This is a genomic window from Asticcacaulis sp. (genome assembly GCF_047605585.1).
Taxonomy (GTDB): Bacteria; Pseudomonadota; Alphaproteobacteria; order Caulobacterales; family Caulobacteraceae; genus Asticcacaulis.
Map to the genome: position 1 here is coordinate 1,032,419 of NZ_JASGFK010000001.1, position 19,528 is coordinate 1,051,946.

At 60.9% G+C, this 19,528-nt stretch carries 15 protein-coding genes; 13 read left to right on the forward strand and 2 right to left on the reverse strand.

What is annotated here, in order from left to right; all coding sequences use genetic code 11:
* The first annotated feature begins 256 nt into the window (after positions 1 to 256).
* The 6 genes from pnp (at position 257) to rplS (ending at position 8,065) form a co-directional block, all read left to right on the forward strand.
* Positions 257 to 2,506 (forward strand): polyribonucleotide nucleotidyltransferase, encoded by a 2,250-nt coding sequence (gene pnp, locus QM647_RS04865; RefSeq protein ID WP_414994344.1) that lies wholly within the window; start codon positions 257 to 259, stop codon positions 2,504 to 2,506.
* A gap of 293 nt (positions 2,507 to 2,799) precedes the next feature.
* Positions 2,800 to 3,498 carry a DUF2185 domain-containing protein gene (locus QM647_RS04870; RefSeq protein ID WP_414994345.1) on the forward strand — a complete coding sequence of 233 codons (699 nt, stop codon included), beginning with the start codon at positions 2,800 to 2,802 and terminating at the stop codon, positions 3,496 to 3,498.
* Positions 3,473 to 4,159, forward strand: a complete 687-nt coding sequence (locus QM647_RS04875; RefSeq protein ID WP_414994346.1) for a pentapeptide repeat-containing protein — start codon at positions 3,473 to 3,475, stop codon at positions 4,157 to 4,159. The genes QM647_RS04870 and QM647_RS04875 overlap by 26 nt, the downstream gene beginning before the upstream one ends.
* A 221-nt stretch (positions 4,160 to 4,380) precedes the next feature.
* The gene (locus QM647_RS04880; protein ID WP_414994347.1) at positions 4,381 to 6,735 is read left to right on the forward strand and encodes a TonB-dependent receptor; all 2,355 of its coding nucleotides are present in this window, start codon (positions 4,381 to 4,383) and stop codon (positions 6,733 to 6,735) included.
* A gap of 102 nt (positions 6,736 to 6,837) precedes the next feature.
* Positions 6,838 to 7,572, forward strand: a complete 735-nt coding sequence (gene trmD, locus QM647_RS04885; RefSeq protein WP_414994348.1) for a tRNA (guanosine(37)-N1)-methyltransferase TrmD — start codon at positions 6,838 to 6,840, stop codon at positions 7,570 to 7,572.
* Between the two features lie 43 nt (positions 7,573 to 7,615).
* A complete protein-coding gene (gene rplS, locus QM647_RS04890) occupies positions 7,616 to 8,065 on the forward strand; it encodes a 50S ribosomal protein L19 (protein WP_414994349.1) in 450 nt (149 codons plus the stop codon).
* A 156-nt stretch (positions 8,066 to 8,221) separates the two neighbouring features.
* Here rplS and QM647_RS04895 read toward each other — a convergent pair whose 3' ends face one another.
* Together QM647_RS04895 and QM647_RS04900 are read right to left on the reverse strand one after the other, a co-directional pair.
* Entirely contained in the window at positions 8,222 to 9,067 is an 846-nt protein-coding gene (locus tag QM647_RS04895; RefSeq protein WP_414994350.1) for a hypothetical protein, read from the reverse strand.
* Between the two features lie 179 nt (positions 9,068 to 9,246).
* Positions 9,247 to 9,438, reverse strand: a complete 192-nt coding sequence (locus QM647_RS04900; protein ID WP_414994351.1) for a hypothetical protein — start codon at positions 9,436 to 9,438, stop codon at positions 9,247 to 9,249.
* A 106-nt stretch (positions 9,439 to 9,544) separates the two neighbouring features.
* Between QM647_RS04900 and QM647_RS04905 the strand changes: the two genes are divergently transcribed.
* Genes QM647_RS04905 through trxA form a run of 7 tightly spaced genes read left to right on the forward strand, consistent with a single transcriptional unit; the run spans position 9,545 to position 19,515 of the window.
* A complete protein-coding gene (locus tag QM647_RS04905; RefSeq protein ID WP_414994352.1) occupies positions 9,545 to 10,369 on the forward strand; it encodes a GNAT family N-acetyltransferase in 825 nt (274 codons plus the stop codon).
* On the forward strand, positions 10,362 to 10,820 hold the full coding sequence (gene tsaE, locus QM647_RS04910) for a tRNA (adenosine(37)-N6)-threonylcarbamoyltransferase complex ATPase subunit type 1 TsaE (RefSeq protein ID WP_414994353.1): 459 nt from the start codon (positions 10,362 to 10,364) through the stop codon (positions 10,818 to 10,820). Before QM647_RS04905 ends, tsaE begins: the two co-directional genes overlap by 8 nt.
* Complete coding sequence (gene amgK, locus QM647_RS04915; protein WP_414994354.1) at positions 10,817 to 11,890, forward strand: N-acetylmuramate/N-acetylglucosamine kinase AmgK; 1,074 nt, start codon at positions 10,817 to 10,819, stop codon at positions 11,888 to 11,890. The genes tsaE and amgK overlap by 4 nt, the downstream gene beginning before the upstream one ends.
* A complete protein-coding gene (murU, locus tag QM647_RS04920; protein WP_414994355.1) occupies positions 11,887 to 12,597 on the forward strand; it encodes an N-acetylmuramate alpha-1-phosphate uridylyltransferase MurU in 711 nt (236 codons plus the stop codon). Before amgK ends, murU begins: the two co-directional genes overlap by 4 nt.
* Complete coding sequence (gene addB / locus QM647_RS04925) at positions 12,594 to 15,620, forward strand: double-strand break repair protein AddB (RefSeq protein ID WP_414994356.1); 3,027 nt, start codon at positions 12,594 to 12,596, stop codon at positions 15,618 to 15,620. The genes murU and addB overlap by 4 nt, the downstream gene beginning before the upstream one ends.
* A complete protein-coding gene (gene addA / locus QM647_RS04930; RefSeq protein WP_414994357.1) occupies positions 15,617 to 19,135 on the forward strand; it encodes a double-strand break repair helicase AddA in 3,519 nt (1,172 codons plus the stop codon). The genes addB and addA overlap by 4 nt, the downstream gene beginning before the upstream one ends.
* Before the next feature lie 53 nt (positions 19,136 to 19,188).
* Entirely contained in the window at positions 19,189 to 19,515 is a 327-nt protein-coding gene (gene trxA, locus QM647_RS04935) for a thioredoxin (RefSeq protein WP_414994358.1), read from the forward strand.
* Positions 19,516 to 19,528: the final 13 nt, after the last annotated feature.

The window sequence follows — 19,528 nt, forward strand, 5'->3', positions numbered from 1 at the left end:
GTTTCAACCAAGGGCTTGGGAAACCTCTCAAGCCCTTGTTCTATATTGGCTGGCTTCCAGTCAAATTTCTGTCGCCAAAACGGCGGACTATACACCCTGCCGGCTTGTATCCGGCCTGCTTACACACCCGGCGAAGGACCGTCCTTCGCTTATACGCTGGGCCGAAACGAAAAGGCCCCTTACACGCGCCGCTATTGAAAAGCGGCCACCTCCGCAACGGCATGGGGCTGTTTCGGAGCCGAATGAAAGAAGACAAATGTTCGACATCAAAAGAAAATCCATCGATTGGGCTGGTCGCAAGTTCACGCTGGAAACGGGCCGCGTTGCCCGTCAGGCCGACTCGGCCGTGCTGGCCACCTACGGTGAGACCACCGTCCTGGCCACCGTCGTTTACGCGCGCAAGCCGAAGCCCGGTCAGGACTTCTTCCCGCTGACCGTCAACTATCAGGAAAAGGCCTTCGCCGCCGGCAAGATCCCCGGTGGTTATTTCAAGCGCGAAGGCCGCCCGTCGGAAAAGGAAACCCTGGTTTCGCGCCTGATCGACCGTCCGATCCGCCCGCTGTTCGTCAAGGGCTTCAAGAACGAAGTGCAGGTTGTCTGCACCGTCCTGTCGCACGACATGGAAAATGATCCGGATATCGTCGCCATGGTCGCCGCCTCTGCGGCCCTGACCTTCTCCGGTGTGCCCTTCATGGGCCCGATCGGCGGCGCCCGCGTTGGCGTGATCGATGGCGAATACGTCCTGAACCCGACCCTCGACCAGATGAAGGAATCGGAACTCGACCTCGTCGTCGCCGGTACGCAAGACGCCCTGATGATGGTGGAATCGGAAGCCAAGGAACTGTCGGAAGACAAGATGCTCGGCGCCCTGATGTTCGCGCACCGCGGCATGCAGCCGATGATCGACGCCATCCTCGAAATGGCCGAACACGTCGCCAAGGAACCGTTCGACTTCGAAGCCGAAGACTTCTCGGGCATCGTCGCCGACATCAAGAAGCTGGTCGGCCAGGACATCCGCGACGCCTACACCATCCAGGAAAAGCACCCGCGCCATGACGCCGTTGGCGCCGCCAAGTCCAAGGCCGCCGAAGCGCTCGTCGTCTCGGAAGCCAATCCGGATGGCGTTGACGCCGCCAAGTTCGGCGCTGCCTTCAAGGAATGCGAAGCCGAAGTCCTACGTCGCGACATCATCGAGCACGGCAAGCGCGTTGACGGCCGTGCCGTCGACAAGGTCCGCTCGATCGTCTCGGAAGTCGGCATTCTGCCGCGCACCCATGGTTCGGCCCTGTTCACCCGCGGTGAAACCCAGGCCCTGGTCGTCGCTACCCTCGGCACCGGCGATGACGAGCAGTTCATCGACGCTCTGGAAGGCACGTACAAGGAGAAGTTCCTCCTGCACTATAACTTCCCTCCGTATTCCGTTGGCGAAACCGGCCGCATGGGTTCGCCCGGCCGTCGCGAAATCGGCCACGGCAAGCTGGCCTGGCGCGCGGTCCGTCCGATGCTCCCGGCCGCGGAAGACTTCCCCTATACGATCCGCCTCGTCTCGGAAATCACCGAGTCGAACGGCTCCTCCTCGATGGCGACCGTCTGTGGCTCGTCGCTGGCCCTGATGGACGCCGGCGTGCCGCTGAAGTCGCCGGTTTCGGGTATCGCCATGGGTCTCATCCTTGAGCCCTCCGGCGAATACGCCATCCTGTCCGACATCCTGGGTGACGAAGATCACCTGGGCGACATGGACTTCAAGGTGGCCGGTTCGGCCAACGGCATCACCTCGCTGCAAATGGACATCAAGGTGGCCGGCATCACCGAGGAAATCATGACCAAGGCGCTTCGCCAAGCGAACGCCGGCCGTCTGCACATCCTCGGCGAAATGAACAAGGCCATCTCCGGCGCCCGTGAAGAGCTGGGCGAGTTTGCCCCGAAGATCGAAACCATCAAGATCGCCACGGACAAGATCCGCGAAGTGATCGGCACCGGCGGCAAGGTCATCCGTGAGATCGTCGAAAAGACGGGCGCGAAGATCGACATCGCCGACGATGGCACGATCAAGATCGCGGCTTCCGAACAGGCCAAGATCGACGCCGCGCGCGACTGGATCAAGTCCATCGCCTCGGAGCCGGAAGTCGGCGCCATCTACAAGGGCAAGGTCGTGAAGGTCGTCGATTTCGGCGCGTTCGTGAACTTCTTCGGCGCCAAGGACGGCCTGGTTCACATCTCGCAGATCAAGAACGAAAAGGTCGCCAAGACCTCGGACGTTCTCAATGAAGGCGACGAAGTGAAGGTGAAGTTCTTAGGGTTCGACGATCGTGGCAAGACCAAGCTCTCGATGAAGGTGGTCGATCAGGAAACCGGTGAGGACCTGACCGAGAAGCTGGAAGCCGAAAAGGCCGAACGCGCTGCGGCGCGTGCCGCCGCTGGTGAAGAGCCGGAACTGGAAACGGCTGAAGGTGGTGAGGAGCGCTCGGAACGTCCGCGCCGCCCGCGCCGTCCGCGCCGCGACTAAGAGGATGGGGTGAAGGGTGAGGAGCGCCGGTTTGCTCTATGAGCAAACCGGATGAAATCGAGACTAAATGTCTCGATTTCCGCAACGAACGCCCGGAGCCCTGCGAAGGGCTACAAGGCCGCCTTCGTCTTCTTCTACTAAATAAAAAGAGCGGTCCTTCTTAAGGGCCGCTCTTTTTATTTATCAGGAACAGTTGAGGGGTCACGGACCCCCTCAACCCCATAACTCGACAGCGCGTGTGGCAACATCGGTTTTCTTTTGGCAAAGCGGATTAATCCGATTAGCTTGGGAACATGCTCAAATGGCTTCCAAAACCGATTTATAATCTCTGGCGCCGGTATTTCGGCACCTACACGCTTGATGATCCGCGTCCTATAGCGAAAGAGGCGCCCTATACTTTTTTCATACCGGCTTCTTTTGAGCTTCAGCAAATACAGGCTGGCGACTTGGTCAAACTGATGTTTCGTAGCCATCCAAGAGGGAAAGAATGGGATATGGAACGGATGTGGGTGGAAGTGACTGCCGTTACTTCAAGCACTCTGCAAGGAAGGCTCGCAAATACGCCATTTGACATGCCGCAGATAAAAGAAGGCGACTCGGTTCATTTTGAGCGCAGCCATGTTATTTCGTGGCGAACTGAGCGTGATGTAGAACGCTCCCCGGAATACCGCGAATATTGGGACCGGTGTATGGTCGACACATGTGTCACGAAAGAAAGTGTGCCGGTCTATTATATCTACCGGGAAGAACCGGATATGGCGCAAGATGGCGACAAATATCCGGATAGCGGCTGGCGCATACGTGGTGACTATCGCAATGTTAGCGACGAAGAGTTGGAAGCGCGCAAACAACAATATATTGCTCTGGGTAAGGTCCTGAATGCCGATGATAGCTGGATACATTTAATCGATTCACCGATAGGATCGGCTTTTATGAAAAACTTTGAAACTGGCGTTTATGAACCCTATGACCGAGTCCCATCAGACGATTAGCGACCAAATCCTTGACCGCAATGCCGTCCTTCTGCTGGCCAATAAGGGCGAACCCGTAACCTTGGTTGGCTGCGAACTGGATGAGGTCGATCTGTCCGATATGATCCTCAATGGCTGGGTGTTCGATCAATGCCTGTTCCGTAAGGCGAAGTTCGTCAGCACCAAGCTGGACGGCGCGCAATTTATCTCCTGCAAGGGCGCGCACGCCGACTTCACTAGCGCCGACCTGGCCGAATCCCGTTTTACCGCCTGCGATTTCAACAACAGCAAATTTCGTGGCGCCACAGTTTCGCAGGCGCAGTTCCGCCGCTGCAAGCTGACCGGGGCCAATTTCAACGATGCCAAGGCGCTCGATGTCCTCTTTGAGGAAACGCGTCTGAACGATGCCAAGCTGCGCAATTTCGCCTTCAACAAGCAGACCCTGAAGTCCATCGACCTGACCAATGCGGAGCTTCAGCGCTGCGATTTCCGCGGAGTGGTCTTCGAGGATTGCAGCTTACGCGATGCGGTTCTGACCGATGCGCGTTTTGAAGGCGCCGACCTGCGCGGCACCGATATCGGCGGGGTCCGGCTGGAAGACGCCCGCCGCTTCAAGGGCGCGACCATTTCCCGCGCCCAGGCAGCGGAACTGCTCTCCGAACTGGGGCTGCATGTGCGGTAAACCGCGTCCGTGACGGTTCCGAACTGTCTTTTTTGCACCACAGTCGCGAAAAACCTGTCAGTATGGAGAACGATGTTTTCCCTTGCCGGTAAGGTATTTGCGAATTTACCTGGCGTAAAGATATTCGGCGCACACGTATTACGCGCTTGCGAAGGGCTTGCAATAGGCCTAGGGCGGCGGGCATAGACCCCGAAAATGGGGCTGTAAAAAAGAGGCCAAATATGATTTCCACCCATTCGTGCCGTCTGATGACGGGCACGGCGCTCGCTAGCCTGATGCTGGCGGGGCTGAATACCCCTGCATTTTCCAAAGAGACACAACAAGGTTCCGAGCCTACCGAGGTCATCGTCACCGCACAGAAGAAGGCCGAGCCGCTGAGCCGCGCACCGATCGCCATGTCGGTCGTCTCGGCCGACCAGATCGAAAAGGCCGGGGCGCATGACCTGAAGGACATTCAGACCCTGACGCCCTCGCTGCTGGTCACCTCCACGGCCAACGAGGCCCAGACCACGGCGCGCCTGCGCGGAATTGGCACGGTGGGTGATAATCCCGGTCTCGATTCCTCGGTCGGCGTGGTGATCGATGGCGTGTCGCGCGCCCGCACGGCTACGGCGATGAGCGACCTCGGCGTGCTCGATCGTGTGGAAGTGCTGAAAGGCCCGCAATCGGATATCTATGGCAAGGGCGCCTCGGCGGGTGTGATCCAGGTGGTCAGCAAGCTGCCGTCCTTTATACCTTCACAAACCCTCGAACTGACCGCTGGCGAACAGGGCACCTATGGTGTCGCCGGCTATGTCACTGGCAAGATCGCCGACAAATGGGCCGGTTCGCTCTCGCTGGTGAAGCGTCAGCGCGATGGACAATACAAGGTCCACACCGGCGACGGTCCGCGCACCGAAACAGAGGATGGCGACCAGAACTACTGGTCGGCGCGTGGACAGCTGCTTTACGATGGCGATGGCTGGTCGCGCCTGCGCATCATCGGTGACTATACCAAGCGCGATGAAAACTGCTGTGTCGGTACCGCTATCGCTATCGGCGGCACTCAGGCCTATGTCGATCAGCTGGCCTCCGATGACGGTACGGCCTCGGTGGTCGATGTAAAGGGCCGCGAAGCCTGGTCCAACCGCTCGACCCGCCAGGAGATCCTCGATACCGGCCTGTCCGCCCAGTGGGATATCCGCCTGGCCAATAATGTACAGCTGACCTCGATCACCGCTTATCGCCACTGGGATCACACCAATGGTTATGACGCCGATTTTTCAAGCGCCGATATCTATTACCGCGATCCGAATGGCGGCTTCGGCAACCGGATCGACACCTGGTCGCAGGAAATCCGCCTGAACGGCAAGACGGGCCCTCTTGAATGGATGACCGGCCTCTATGCTAATTCGGAAGACCTGACGCGCCACGACGAAACCCTCTATGGCGCCGACTATGAGTCCTATCTCGGCCTGCTGCTCAGCGGCGGTACGGATATCGACCGCGTATCGGAAATCACAGGCCTGCCGGTGGGCGAATCCTTTGTCGAGGGCGAGGGCAGCCATGACACCTATCGTCAGCATGAGCGCAATATCGCTCTGTTCGGCCATGCCGAATGGTTCATCAGCGATACGGTCTCCCTGCTGGGCGGCCTGCGTTATAATCACCAGACCAAGAGCCTGACTTCCAGCTACAGCAACAGCGATGACGGCATTGCCTGCGCCAGCGCCACGGCTTCCATGAGTACCATCTGCCAGCCTTGGTCCAATCCGGCTTTCAACGACCTGACCCTGACCCAGAAGAACAGCGACGATGCCACAACCGGTTCGATCAAGCTGAAATGGCAAGCGAAGCCGAACCTGATGACGTATGCGTCCTATTCAACGGGCTGGAAGGGGGCTGGCTTCAATCTAGATCGCGAGCAGAACAGCGACCTGTCGGCGGATCACGATACCTCGTTCAAGCGCGAAACCTCGCAATCGGTCGAGATTGGCTTCAAGGGCCGCTTCTTCTCGAAGCGCCTGGCCCTGGATATGGCGGCCTTCGATGAGAGCTTCCGCAACTTCCAGCTCAATACCTTCCTGGGTACCAATTTCGTCGTCAATTCGGTACCGCATCTGGAAAGCCAGGGCGTCGAGGTCGAAAGCCGTTATTCCATCGGCGGCTTGATCCTCAATGGCGGGGTTACCTATGACGAGGCGGTGTTCGGGCCGGAAGCGGTGCCGGGACTAGCGCTGGTGGCCAACGGTACAGCGTCCTTCGCGCCGCGCTGGTCGGGCGTCTATGGCGTCGACTATACCCGCAACATCGGCGGTCATCGCTTCAATGCCAGTTTCAGCGCCAAGTATAACAGTGATTATAACACGGGCTCCGACCTGGCTGCCATCAAGGTGCAGCGCGCCTATACCCTCTATAATGGCCGCCTGAGCATTGGTGCGCCGGACGAGAGCTGGACGCTGGAGCTATGGGGCCAGAACCTGACGGACGTGACCTATTACCAGGTAGCGTTCTCGGCGCCGTTCCAGTCCGGCAGCTACAAGGCCTTTCTCGGCCAGCCACGTACGGTAGGTCTGACCCTGCGGTTAAAGCGGTAACAGTCTTAACCTCCCCGGCTCTGCCGGGGAGGGGGACCGCACCCGCAGGGCGTGGTGGTGGGGTTTCTTGCTTGTAGCGGGTGTTGCGGTTATAGAGCCCGCATGCCAGATACCCAAGACACCCAAAACCCCTATCAGGTCACCGTCCTGACCATGTTCCCGGAAGCCTTTCCGGGCCCGCTTGGTGTGTCGCTGATCGGCACGGCCTGGAAAGAATCTGCGCGCTGGGCCTTGGAAACACTGGACATTCGCAACTTTTCGAGCGATAAGCGCGGCTTTCTTGACGATACCCCCGCGGGCGGTGGCCCCGGACAGGTCCTCAAGGCGGATGTGATCGCACAAGCTCTTGATTCCATGGAGCTAAATGATCGCCCTCTCGTCTATATGAGCGCGCGTGGCAGGCCCCTGACACAAGCGAAGGTCAAGGAATGGGCTCAGAAGCCCGGCCTGGTCGTTTTGTGCGGCCGGTTTGAAGGGGTGGATCAGCGGGTGCTAGACAGCCGCGGGTTCGAGGAAATCAGCGTCGGCGATGCCGTCCTTGCGGGCGGGGAAGCGGCGGCGATGGTGACGATCGAGGCGGTGGTGCGGCTTATTCCGGGGGTTCTCGGCGCACAGGCCAGTCTCGATAATGAAAGCTTTGAGGATGGACTCCTGGAGCAGCCGCAGTTCACAAGACCGCGGACGTTCGAGGGCCTCGACATCCCCGAAGTGTTGCTAAACGGCGATCACAAGAAAGCCGCCAAATGGCGACAGGAACAAAGAGAGGCAACCACGAAGGAACGGCGTCCCGATCTCTGGGCAGCCTGGCTTTCCAAATCACAGCTAAAAGGCAAATAAGCCTCAACGTACTTTCGGGTACATAATTATTAGGAGCGTTCATATGAACCTGCTGCAGCAAATCGAAGCTGAAGAAGTCGCCAAACTGAAGGGCGGCAAGACCTTCCCAGAATTCCAGCCGGGTGACACCCTGCGCGTCAGCGTCAAGATCAAGGAAGGCGACCGCGAACGCGTCCAGGCCTTCGAAGGCGTCTGTATCGCCCGCGCCGGCACCGGCATCAACGAAACCTTCACGGTCCGCAAGATCTCGTTCGGCGAAGGCGTCGAGCGTAAGTTCCCGATCCTGTCGCCGCTGATCGAAGGCATCGAAGTCAAGCGTCGCGGTGTTGTCCGTCGCGCCAAGCTCTACTATCTGCGCGATCGCCGCGGCAAGTCGGCCCGTATCGCCGAGCGTTCGATGAACTCGACGCGCGGTTCCAAGGGCGCCGAGCTGCGCGCCGCCATGGCCGCCGCTGAATCGTCGGGCAATGCCGACGCCGGTACCGAAGCGTAACTCCATTTGCCTGAGTTTACTCGGGCAAATGGCAAGGCCAACTGGCCGTCCGAGCATATGCGAGGAGCCATGCGGCGCTTGAGCTGCTAGAAAAATTGCGAAAGCTGAAATGAAAAACCCGCCTTTAACTAGGCGGGTTTTTTAATGCGCCGAACCTCAGAAACTCGAAGGCGTCGAATCCGGTCCATATTGCTTGCCGGCGCTTAAGCCCGGCGCCGGCGCCAGGCTGGAAGATGAGGCCGCGCTTTCGCTGCCCGAGGGCAGGAGCTGCTTCGGCAATTTGAGCAGATCACGCACATCGGTTTCCAGGTCGCCGGGCAGGCCCAGGTCTTCACGGATGAAGTGATAAGCCCGGTTGCTGGTACAGCTGCAGACGCGCAGCTGGTTATTTTTGTTGCGCCATATGATCAGCGGATAGGCGATATTGACCTTGCTGTTGCGCAGCAGGGGCGCCAGCTCGGTGATGAATTCGCGCGAGGCCCAGACCACGCCGGAGCGCGCCATGTCATTATCCGCCACGGCGATGTTTTCCGCCTTCCAGCTTTCGACCGGCGTGTTGCGCCATTGCTGATAGAGTGGCCAGCTGCGGTTCAGCCACAGTTCGGCAATGGTCGAGCGTTCCTCGGGCGTGGATTGCTTGGTCGTGCCATTATCGGCCAGAGCAAAGGGCACGACGCGGGTTTCGATACCGCCGGCCTGCAGGCGCGGGAACTCGATGTCTTCATAGGCGCGGCAGGGCTCGCAATTGCGGAATGTAACCAGATAGACCCAGCGCTTGGCCACCGGCTGGGTCACGGCGGTGGTGACGCCGGATGCGGGCCCCGTGCTCAGCACGGCCTTCTGGTAATCGGGCGAGACATAGTCGACGCGATCCAGCAGGCTTTGGATGCTGGCGATATCATTGGGCGCGGTGATGGTGACCGGGGCATAGCGCTGGAACTGGTCCCAATAGAACCAGTAGCCCGCGCCGAAAAGCGTTGGCAGGATGACTACCAGGGCCATGGCCCATAGCAGGACTTTTCGGCTTATTATCACCCCCGTAGGCCTCCCCAAACCCTAATGGCGCCGCGCAATTACGGCCGACTATAATCCTGAACGCGCACCGCGAAAACCCATCATGGTTAATATAAGAAATCGATGCAAAAGGGTGTAAAAAACACCCAAAGCCAGAAATCCGGCCTTCAGCTTTGCAGGAACATGGCGAGGAGTGCAAAAACCACACACAAAAGCGTGACGCTCCACAGGCAGATATAGGGAAGAACGGCCTTCGGACGGCGGCGATCTTCGCTGACCGGGGCAGCCATAGGCGCCAGGGGGGACGCGGAAGGGGGCGTCACCGGCGGCCTGAACGAATGAGAAGTGGCATCGGTCATGTGTCGAGTCATACATAGTCCGGCCCCCTTTGCCAAGATGTCCTGATACCGGCCTTGCGGGAGTGTGGCGAAGCGGTCTACCAGATGGCCAGGATTTCCGGACCTGATGGCGCCCTTGCATATTGTCGACGAATTGATTTACGAGCGCGCGCCGCGTCTGGTGCGCTCGCCGGCGTGGCCTGTGGCCCGGCCGCTGCTGTATGGCCTGCTGGGGCGCGACCGGGCCGTGCGCATGGCCGATGCCATTGCCGGTATATCTGGGGCCGAGGCGTTGGATTATATCTCGCAACTCCTGTGCCTGCAGGCGGAGGTACGGGCGCTGGAGCGGCTGCCGGAAAAGGGACGCTGTCTCGTCGTCTGCAATCACCCGACCGGTATCGCCGATGGTATTGCCGTCTATGACGCTATCCTGAAGCGCCGCCAGGATGCCGTTTTCTTCGCCAATGCCGATGCCCTGCGTGTCAATCCGCGCTTCGGCGAGGTGCTGATTCCGGTCGAGTGGGTTGAGGCCAAGCGCACGCGCGAGAAGACCCGCCTGACACTGCAGGGCGCAAAAGAGGCCTTCGAAGCGGAGCGCTGCGTCGTTATGTTCCCGGCCGGGCGGCTGGCGCGGCGCAATGCGCAGAACCAGCTGATCGATCCGCCATGGGCGCCGACGGCGGTTTCCCTGGCGCAGAAGTACGGCGCACCCATCGTGCCGGTGCATGTCAGTGGACCGGACAGCGTCTGGTTTCACCTGTTCAACCGCTTTTCGCAGGAATTGCGCGATATCACCCTGTTCCATGAGTTTCTTAACAAGGCCGGCAAGCGTTTTGACCTGACGGTCGGTCCGCTGATCGATCCGCAGACCGAAGGGCTGGATACCGAGCGTTTGAAGGCCTATGTCGAGTTGCAACTGCCCGCTGCGCCGGATAAGATTTTTCATGCCTGACCTTCTCGATCTTTCCCGACCGCACAGCCTGCATCTGCCGGATGAGGCAGCCACCCTGGCGCTGGGCGGCCGGATCGCGCCGCAGCTTAAAGGCGGCGATGTCGTCTATCTTCTGGGCGAGCTGGGTATGGGCAAATCGTCGCTGGCGAGGTCGATCATCCGTGCCCTGACAAACCCGGAGCAGGACGTACCGTCACCGACCTTTACCCTGATGCAGACCTATGACGGACCGGGGTTCGAAATCGCCCATCTCGATCTCTACCGCCTGAAATCGCCGGAGGAATCCTACGAACTGGCCCTGGATGACGCCCTGGCGCACAGCGTGGTGCTGATCGAATGGCCACAGCGTCTGGAACACCTCGGTTTTGCCGACCGGCTCGATATTGTCCTGACCGAGAGCCCGCAAGGGGGGCGGCAGTTCACTCTGACTCCGCAGGGGAGGTTCCGATGAGCGATCGCGAGGCCCTGAAACAATCTTTTTTGACCACGCACGGTTTTGGGGATGCCGAACGCCACCCCTTACCGGGCGATGCCTCGACGCGCCGTTATGAGCGCCTGATCCGCACCGATGGCCGTCGCTTTATGCTGATGGACCAGCCTCCCACGGGTGCTGTGCCTTGCGCACCAGGCGATACCGTCGATGAGCGCTGCACCAAGGGCTATTTCGCTCTGGCCCGGCTGTCAGGCGGACGTCTTGAGGCCTTTGTCGCCGTGGCGCAGTATCTGCGTGGGCAAGGGCTTTCCGCGCCGGAGATCATCGCGGCCGATACCGCCAATGGCCTGCTGATCAGCGAAGACCTCGGCGACAACCTGTTTGTCTCGCTGATTGAAAAAGGCGAGGCCGAGGCGCCGCTCTACCTGGCAGCCATCGAGGTGCAGGCCAAACTGCATGAGACCTCGCCGCCTGATATTCTGGCTGGAGGGTGGCCGCTGCTTGTCTATGACGGCCTGGCGCTGAAGACCGGGGCGGATGTCTTTACCGAATGGTATCCGCAATATGATCGTTCGATCTCGCTGAACGACCAGGCTCTGACGGAATGGGAAGGCCTGTGGGCGCCACGTCGCAAGCGCGCCGAGGCCGGGGCCAACGTGTTTATTCATCGCGACTTTCACGCCGAGAACCTGATCTGGCTGCCGCAGCGCGACGGCGTGGCGCGCGTCGGCCTGATCGATTTTCAGGATGCCCTGCGTGCCCATCCCTCGTGGGACTTGCTATCCCTGCTGCAAGATGCCCGTCGCGATGTCTCTCCGGCGCTGGAAACCCTGTGCCTCGAACACTATTTCGCTCTGCGCCGGCATGTCGACCGGGCAGATTTCATGCATGACTATAACGCCCTGGCCACGCTGAATGCGGCGCGTATTCTTGGCGTTTTCGCCCGGCTGGTGACGCGTGACGGCAAGCCGAAATATGAAGCCTTTATCCCGCGCATGTGGGGTCATTTGAAGCGCAATCTTGCCGCCGAGGGCATGGCCGATCTGCGTGACTGGTTTATGCGCAATGGATTTGGAGACTACTTGTGATTCCTGAAACCGCCTTTATCCTGGCTGCCGGTCTGGGCACGCGCATGCGGCCGCTGACGGACGACCGACCCAAGGCTCTGGTCGAGGTCGGTGGCCGTACCCTGATCGACCATATGCTCGATCGCCTGAGCGCGGCAGGCGCGAAGCGCTTCGTGGTCAATGTCCACTATTTCGCCGATCGGCTAGAGGCGCATCTGAAGGCGCGCACCGATCTCGATATCGTCATTTCCGATGAACGCGACGCTTTGCTCGAAACCGGCGGCGGCCTGAAAAAGGCGCGGCCGCTGTTGGGCGACGATCCGATCTGGGTGGCCAATATCGACAGTGTCTGGCTGGAAAAAGATCCGGATGGCACCGCTCTAAAGGCCCTGTGCGCGCAGTGGAATCCGGAAGAGATGGATGCCGCCCTGCTGGTTACCGCCATGGAAACCAGTCACGGCTTCGATGGACCTGGCGACTTCTTCCTGACGGATGGCCGGCTGGCCTTCCGCAATGAGGCGCCCTCCGCGCCATGGAACTATATGGGCGTGCATATCACCAGGCCGCAGATCATCGATGCCGAGCCGGAAGGCGCCTTTTCCCTGTCGCGTCTCTGGCGGCAACTGGCGCCGCAAGGCCGCCTGCATGGCACAGTCTTTACCGGCAAATGGATGCACGTCGGCGATCCGGCGGCGCGTGACTATGCCGAGGCACATCTTAGAGCATGAGCGCGACATCAGACCTTTTCGACCGCTCCGGGCCGCGCTGGTTCACCATCCCTTCCGGGCGCTGTTTTCTGAATGATCTGGCGCGCGGCATCTGTGAATCGCTCGGTGATCGTCTGTCGACCGCCCAGATACTGACCCCGACCCGGCGCGGCGCGCGCGCCATGGCACGCTCTTTTTCGCAGCAGGCGCGCGATGGGGCCCTGCTGCTGCCGCAGATACGCGCCATCGGCGATCTCGATGAAGGCGAACCGCCGTTCGACCTCGAAGCCCTGGCGCTCGATTTGCCGCCGGCCCTGTCACCTCTGCGTCGCCGCTTCGAACTGGCGCGCCTGATCACCACAGAATATGACGGGCTCGATGGCCGCGAGGTCTCTGCGAAACTGGCGCTCGAACTGGCCGACAGTCTCGCCGGTTTCTTCGACTCCCTGGCGCTGGAAGAGATCGATGCCGCCGACCGGCTGGAAAGCCTGGTGACCGGTTATGGCGAGGATCAATACACGCTGGAAACCTGGGCGCAGCATTGGCAGGTATCGGCAAAATTCCTCAATGTCGCGGTTCAGGCCTGGCCGAAGCGGCTGGCCGAACTGGGCCTGATGGACCCGTCGCAACGGCAAGTGACCCTGATCCGCCGGCTGGTTGATCAGTGGACGGATCATCCGCCGCAAACACCGCTGATCCTGGCCGGAACCACCGGCTCGGCGCCTTCGATGGCCGACCTGATGCAGGTAGTGGCCAATGCACCTTTGGGCGCCGTAGTGCTGCCGGGGCTCGATCTGTCGCTGGCCGATGATGTCTGGGCGCAGATCGAGGAATCGCACCCGCAAGGCACAATGAAACGGGCGCTCGATCGCCACGGTGTAACGCGTGAGCAGGTGCGTACCTGGCCGGCGGCGATGGAGGCCGACCGCAAGGGCGATGCCCGCCGCCGTCTGCTCAACGAGGCCCTGCGCCCGGCTGAGGCCACCAAGGACTGGCTGGCCCAGATCGCCGTTCTCAAGGCGGAAGAGGGTGATACTCTCAATGAAGGCCTGAAAGGGCTGACCGAAATCCATACGGCGCGCGATGAGGAGGCCGCCTCGGTCATCGCCCTGCTGATGCGCGAAACCCTGGAAACGCCCGGTCAGGTGGCGGCTCTGATCACGCCGGATCTGAGCCTGTCGCGCCGTGTCGCCGCGCGCCTGTCGCGCTGGGGGTTGCAGCCGGATTCCTCGGCAGGCGAACCGCTGGCCAACAGCCAGACCGGGCGCTTCCTGCTCGATGTGCTGGCCCTGATGGAAACGCCGCACGATCCGGTGCGCCTGCTTAGTCTGTTCAATCATCCGCGGTGCCGCTTTGCCGATCATTTCGGCCGTTACGGTCTGGAAAAAGGCGCCCTCCGCGGCGCCACGCCGGTTAGTATCGACAGTATCACGCATATTCTGGTGACGCCGAACCACGAGGGCCGTGTCAATGAGGCGGCCATAGATCTGTGGGAACAATATCTGGCCCTGATGGAGCCGGCGCAGGGTTATGTCTTTGACGATCTCAATCGCTCGGTCGGCCGCATCGTCGCCCTGGCGGAAAGTCTGGCGGTGGAGGATGGCCAGATTTTGTGGTCCGGCGCGCCCGGCTTGCAGGCGTCGGAAATGCTGGCCGAACTGATGCGCGAGAGCGCGGGCTTCACCATCTCCGGCCTACGTGAGGTTTCGGATATCCTGACGCATCAGATCGCGCGCTGCAAGGTGCGCACCGGCGGCAATACCCATCCGCGCCTGCTGATCCTGGGCGCCATCGAGGCGCGTCTGGTCAAGGCCGACCGGCTGATCCTGGCGGGGCTGGAGGAAGGCGTCTGGCCCCAGGCGCCGGAGCTTGATCCCTTCCTGTCGCGTCCGATGCGCCAGAAACTGGGCCTGCCGACGCCTGAGCGACGCACCGGCCTGTCGGCGCACGATTTCGTTCAGGCTGCCGCCGCGCCGGAAGTGTTTCTGGTCACCCGCCATCGTCGCGAAGGCGAGCCGCAGGTAGCCTCGCGCTGGCTGTGGCGGCTGCAAACCCTGTGCGATGGCGCCGGTCTGAAGATCCCTACCGATGGCCGCTATCTCGACTGGGCGCGGGCCATGGATGCGGGTCTGGCGGAAAAACCGGCGACGCTGAAACCGGCCGTTCGCCCCGCGCCGAAGCCGCCGATAGAGGTGCGGCCCAAGTCCATGCCGGTGACCCAGGTCGAGGTCTTCGTGCGCGACCCCTATGCCATCTATGCCCGCCGCATTCTCGATTTGAAGCCGATGGATCGGCCCAATGAGCCGGTGGAGGCCCGCCAGCGCGGCACCGCCATCCACCAGAGCCTGGAGCGCTTTGCCGAGGCCGGGGTGCTGGGCGAAGAAGGCGTGCGCCGTCTTACCGATATGCTGGAAGAAGAACTGACTGAGACCCACCTCTCCCCGGCGCAGATGGCCCTGCAAAGGCCGCTGCTGGCCGGGATGGCGCGCGAATTTGTCGCCTTCGAAACCGAGCGTCGCAAGGACAGGCCGCGCCTGGTCATCGAGCAGCAGGGTGAGCTGAAACTCGGCACTTCGCGCGGCGCGTTCAGCTTGACCGCCAAGGCCGACCGCATCGAGGTGCGCGAGACGGGCGTCGATATTCTCGATTTCAAGACCGGCCAGCCGCCTTCGGCCAAGGCGGTGGCGGCTGGTTTCTATCCGCAGCTGACCCTGACGGCGGCCATTCTGCGCCATGGCGGTTTTGCGGGTATCGAAGCCGAAAAACCAGTCGGTGAGCTGCTTTATGTGCAGGTGACGCCGGACAAGACCGCCACGCGCAATGCCGTGCAGAAGGGCGAGATTGCCACTGATCTGGCCGAAAAGGCGCTGGCCGGCTTGCGCCAGCGGCTGGAAGCCTATGCTGATCCGGACAAGCCCTATCTCTCCTGGACCGCACCGCAATTCCAGAAGGTGCGCGGCGGTGATTACGACCATCTGGCGCGGCTCTACGAATGGAGCGTGCTCGGCGACGAGGAAACCTCGGAAGAGGAGGTTTCGGAATGAACGCCCAAAACCCGAATGCCCAGAATATAGCCGCCGATCCGAAGGCCTCGGCCTTCCTGACCGCCAATGCCGGGTCCGGCAAGACCTCGACCCTGGTCAACCGTGTCGCCCGCCTGTTGCTCAATGGGGCAAAGCCGGAGCGCATCCTGTGCGTGACCTATACCAAGGCGGCGGCCGCCGAAATGCAGGAACGCCTGTTCGATCAGCTCGGCAAATGGGCGGTGCGCAGTGACGAAGACCTGCGTGCCGACCTGGAGCGCATCGACGAGTCGCCGTACGATCTGGCTCGCGCTCGGGCCCTGTTCGCCAAGGCGCTGGAAACACCGGGCGGTCTGAAGATCCAGACCCTGCACGGTTTCTGTGAAAAACTGCTGCGTCGGTTTCCGCTGGAAGCGGGGTTGTCTCCCGCCTTTCAGGTGCTGGATGACCTGATCGGCAGCGAACTGGCGGCCAAGGCGTCCGCCGATCTGCTGACCCTGGAGGCGGCGGAATATGAGGCGGTCACCGAAGCGCGCGACCGATTGATCCGTAAGCTGAAGGTTTCCGGTTTCGAACGGCTGTTGTCCCAGTTCATCCATCAGCACGATGACCTGAAAGCGGCTTTCGAAGACCTGCGGGCGCGTCAGGACAACTGGATGCTGGGCATATTCCAGAGCCTGGGGCTGAATGAACTGACCTCGCCCGAGGAAGTCATTGCCGGCTACGAACAGAGTCTCTATTGGCCAAGCATCGAAGACCTGGCGCGCTCGATGGCGACGACCGAAGGCGCCTATAATCAGAAGACCGGCGCCAAGCTGCTGGCAGTGATCGAGGCGCACAATGCTGGCCGTTTCGATATCCACGACTGGTACAAGTGCTTCTATACCGACAAGGGCAGCTTCAGCAGCCATACCTATTCCGGCAAGGCCAGCGAGGCCGATAAGCAGGAACTGCATCGTCTGGCCGAGGCTGTGCCCGGTGTTATGGACCGGATGCGGGCGGCTGAAATCGCCGACAATACGCTCGATGCCCTGCTACTCTTCCATGCCTTCAGCGGCATCTATCAGGACCGCAAGGGCCGCGAAGGCGCGCTCGATTTCCAGGACCTGATCAACAAGGCCAAGGACCTCTTGTCACGCGGCGATATGGCGACCTGGGTGCTGTTCAAGCTCGATGGTGGGCTGGAACATATACTGGTCGACGAAGCGCAGGATACCTCCGAAGATCAGTGGGTGATCGTCCGGGCGCTGGCCGAGGACTTTTTCAGTGGCCGCGGTCAGTCGAGCGAGGGTCAGTTGCGCACCGTCTTCGCCGTCGGCGATGAAAAGCAGTCGATCTATGGCTTTCAGGGGGCACGGCCGGACAAGTTCGCCGAGGCGCGGCAGTATTTCATCGGCCGGGCCATCGCGGCTGGGCAAAGCCCGCGTGTGCCGGAACTGATCCTGTCCTATCGCACCTTGCCGGAAATTCTCGGATTTGTGGATGCGGTCTATGATGCGCAGGACCTCTCACACGCCCTGACGCTCGATTATAATCACCGCATTACCCACGAAGCCTTTCGCCTGAAGGAAAAGGGCCTGGTCGAGCTATGGCCGCTGGCCCAGCCGATTGATGCGGCGGAGGCGGACGCCGATGAGGCCGATATCGCGCCGGTCGATGCGGGTTCGCGCGATCCGGCGGCCAAACGTCTGGCTAGGCAACTGGCGGCGACCATTCGCTCTGAAATTGAGACGGGCCGGGTGGTTTTCAGCAAAAATGGTGACCCGCGGCCCCTCCATGCCGGTGACGTGCTGATCCTGGTGCGCAAACGCGATGCCCTGTTTGAGCATATCATCCGTGAACTGAAGATTTCCGGCGTGCCGGTCTCTGGCGCCGACCGTTTGAAGCTCGGCGACCATATTGCCTTCCAGGATCTGCGGGCCCTGATGCGTTTCTGTTTGCAGGCTAATGACAATCTGTCCCTGGCCTGCGTGCTGCGTTCGCCCCTATGCGATCTTACTGAAGATGATCTCTATGCCCTGGCGCAGGGTCGTGAAGGGCCGCTATGGGGGCGCTTGCTTGATCATGCTGAAACCGAGGGCCGTTTTGCCGATGTGCGGGTCTTCCTGCTGTGGGCCAGGGAAGCGGCGCGGCATCTGACGGCGTTCGATTTCCTGGCGCGCGTGCTCAATCGCCGCGATGGCGAGGGCCGGTCGATCAAACAGCGTTTCCTGACGCGCCTGGGCGATGAGTGCGAGGATGTGCTGGAAGAAACCCTGGCCCTGGCGCTGAAAGGCGAGGGCATCGGGCTCAATGGTCTCTCCGCCTGTCTCGACCTGTTCGAATTCCGCGCGGCGCAGATCAAACGCGAACAGGAGGAAGGCGGCCGCAGCGTCCGGGTGATGACGGTGCATGGTTCCAAGGGACTCGAGGCGCCATGGGTCATCCTGCCGATCGGGCCGCAGCACACCAGCGCCAGCAAGGACGATCTGCTGATGCGCGGCGAAGACGGCAGCCTCTATCTCTGCGCCAATGGCCGCAAGGGCGACACGGCTGGTATCGGCGAAATCCGTGCCGGCAAGAGCCTGAAGGACGAACAGGAGGGCCTGCGCCTGCTCTATGTGGCGCTGACGCGCGCGCGTGACCGTCTGACCCTCTGCGGCTATGCCGGCAAACGGGCGGCCTCTAAAAATGCCGCCTTCGACCCATGGTACGATCTGCTGGTCAATGCCTTTGACCGGGTGGAACACAGCCTGGAAGCCATGCCGCTGAAAGCACCCTTCGATGATCTGGAGCAGGCCAAGACAGCGGTGATCCGGCTGTTTGGCCAGCGTTCGGCAACATTGGCAGCCGAAGCGGCCATTGCGCCGCCAAAAGTGATCCTGCCCGGTTTTGTCACGCAGATCGTGGCCCAGGCCGAGGTCGATCTCGAACGTGGCCGCGAACGCTGGGCGGCTATCTCGCAGATGGGGGATGAGGACCGCGAAGAGGAGGAACGCGCGCCGTCGCCGCTCGATTCACGTAATGGCTTGGGGCGTTATCGGCGCGGCAACCTGATCCACAAGCTGTTTGAAATTCTGCCGGATATCGCCACGGACAAGCGCAGCGATGTGGCGGCGCGCTATCTTGATCGTCAGCCCGATCTTAACGGCAGTCAGCGTCAGGAAATGGCCGGGGCAGTCATGGCGGTGCTGACCGATCCGCGCTTTGCCGAAGCGTTTGGACCGCATTCCCGTCCGGAAGTGGCCCTGGCCGGCAGTCTTGGCCGCAGCGCCCGTGGCGATGAGATCATGCTTTCCGGCCGTATCGACCGGCTGGTGGTGACGGATGATCGCGTGCTGATCATCGATTACAAGTCCAATCGCCCGGCGCCGGATCGCGCGGAAGATGCCGCCATCGCCTATCAGCGCCAGATGGCCGGCTATGTCACCCTGCTGCGCCAGATCTATCCGCAGAAGACCGTGGAGGCCGCCCTGCTCTGGACCGATGGGCCCAAGCTGACCCCCTTAAGCGAGGCTTTAGTAAATCTCAGGCTTGATGAAATTCTGGCGCGTTGATTTCCGTCACCAATGCTCTTACATATTGGTCAATTGTTTGAAAGGAGCCGAGTATGGCTACGCATAAAATTACCGACGAAAGCTTTGAAGCTGACGTTCTGAAGTCCGACACGCCGGTCCTGGTCGATTTCTGGGCCGAATGGTGCGGTCCCTGTAAGCAAATCGCGCCGATCCTCGAAGAACTGGCCGATGGCCTGGGCGAAAAGGTGAAGATCGCCAAGCTCAATATCGAGGACTCGCCGATGACCCCATCGCGTTTCGGTGTGCGCGGCATCCCGACCATGATGCTGTTCAAGAATGGCCAGATGACCTCGATGAAGGTCGGCGCCATGCCGAAGGCCAAGCTGCTCGAATGGCTCGGCGAAAACGAAATCGCCTAAGATCGTTTTGCTT

Bases quoted from the DNA above. Each gene is read 5' to 3' on its own strand.
- QM647_RS04870 (WP_414994345.1), top strand. From the start codon at position 2,800: ATGCTCAAATGGCTTCCAAAACCGATTTATAATCTCTGGCGCCGGTAT.
- pnp (WP_414994344.1), top strand. From the start codon at position 257: ATGTTCGACATCAAAAGAAAATCCATCGATTGGGCTGGTCGCAAGTTC.
- rplS (WP_414994349.1), top strand. From the start codon at position 7,616: ATGAACCTGCTGCAGCAAATCGAAGCTGAAGAAGTCGCCAAACTGAAG.
- trxA (WP_414994358.1), top strand. From the start codon at position 19,189: ATGGCTACGCATAAAATTACCGACGAAAGCTTTGAAGCTGACGTTCTG.
- amgK (WP_414994354.1), top strand. From the start codon at position 10,817: ATGAGCGATCGCGAGGCCCTGAAACAATCTTTTTTGACCACGCACGGT.
- QM647_RS04900 (WP_414994351.1), bottom strand. From the start codon at position 9,438: ATGACCGATGCCACTTCTCATTCGTTCAGGCCGCCGGTGACGCCCCCT.
- QM647_RS04905 (WP_414994352.1), top strand. From the start codon at position 9,545: ATGGCGCCCTTGCATATTGTCGACGAATTGATTTACGAGCGCGCGCCG.
- QM647_RS04875 (WP_414994346.1), top strand. From the start codon at position 3,473: ATGACCGAGTCCCATCAGACGATTAGCGACCAAATCCTTGACCGCAAT.
- addA (WP_414994357.1), top strand. From the start codon at position 15,617: ATGAACGCCCAAAACCCGAATGCCCAGAATATAGCCGCCGATCCGAAG.
- tsaE (WP_414994353.1), top strand. From the start codon at position 10,362: ATGCCTGACCTTCTCGATCTTTCCCGACCGCACAGCCTGCATCTGCCG.
- QM647_RS04880 (WP_414994347.1), top strand. From the start codon at position 4,381: ATGATTTCCACCCATTCGTGCCGTCTGATGACGGGCACGGCGCTCGCT.
- addB (WP_414994356.1), top strand. From the start codon at position 12,594: ATGAGCGCGACATCAGACCTTTTCGACCGCTCCGGGCCGCGCTGGTTC.
- QM647_RS04895 (WP_414994350.1), bottom strand. From the start codon at position 9,067: ATGGCCCTGGTAGTCATCCTGCCAACGCTTTTCGGCGCGGGCTACTGG.
- trmD (WP_414994348.1), top strand. From the start codon at position 6,838: ATGCCAGATACCCAAGACACCCAAAACCCCTATCAGGTCACCGTCCTG.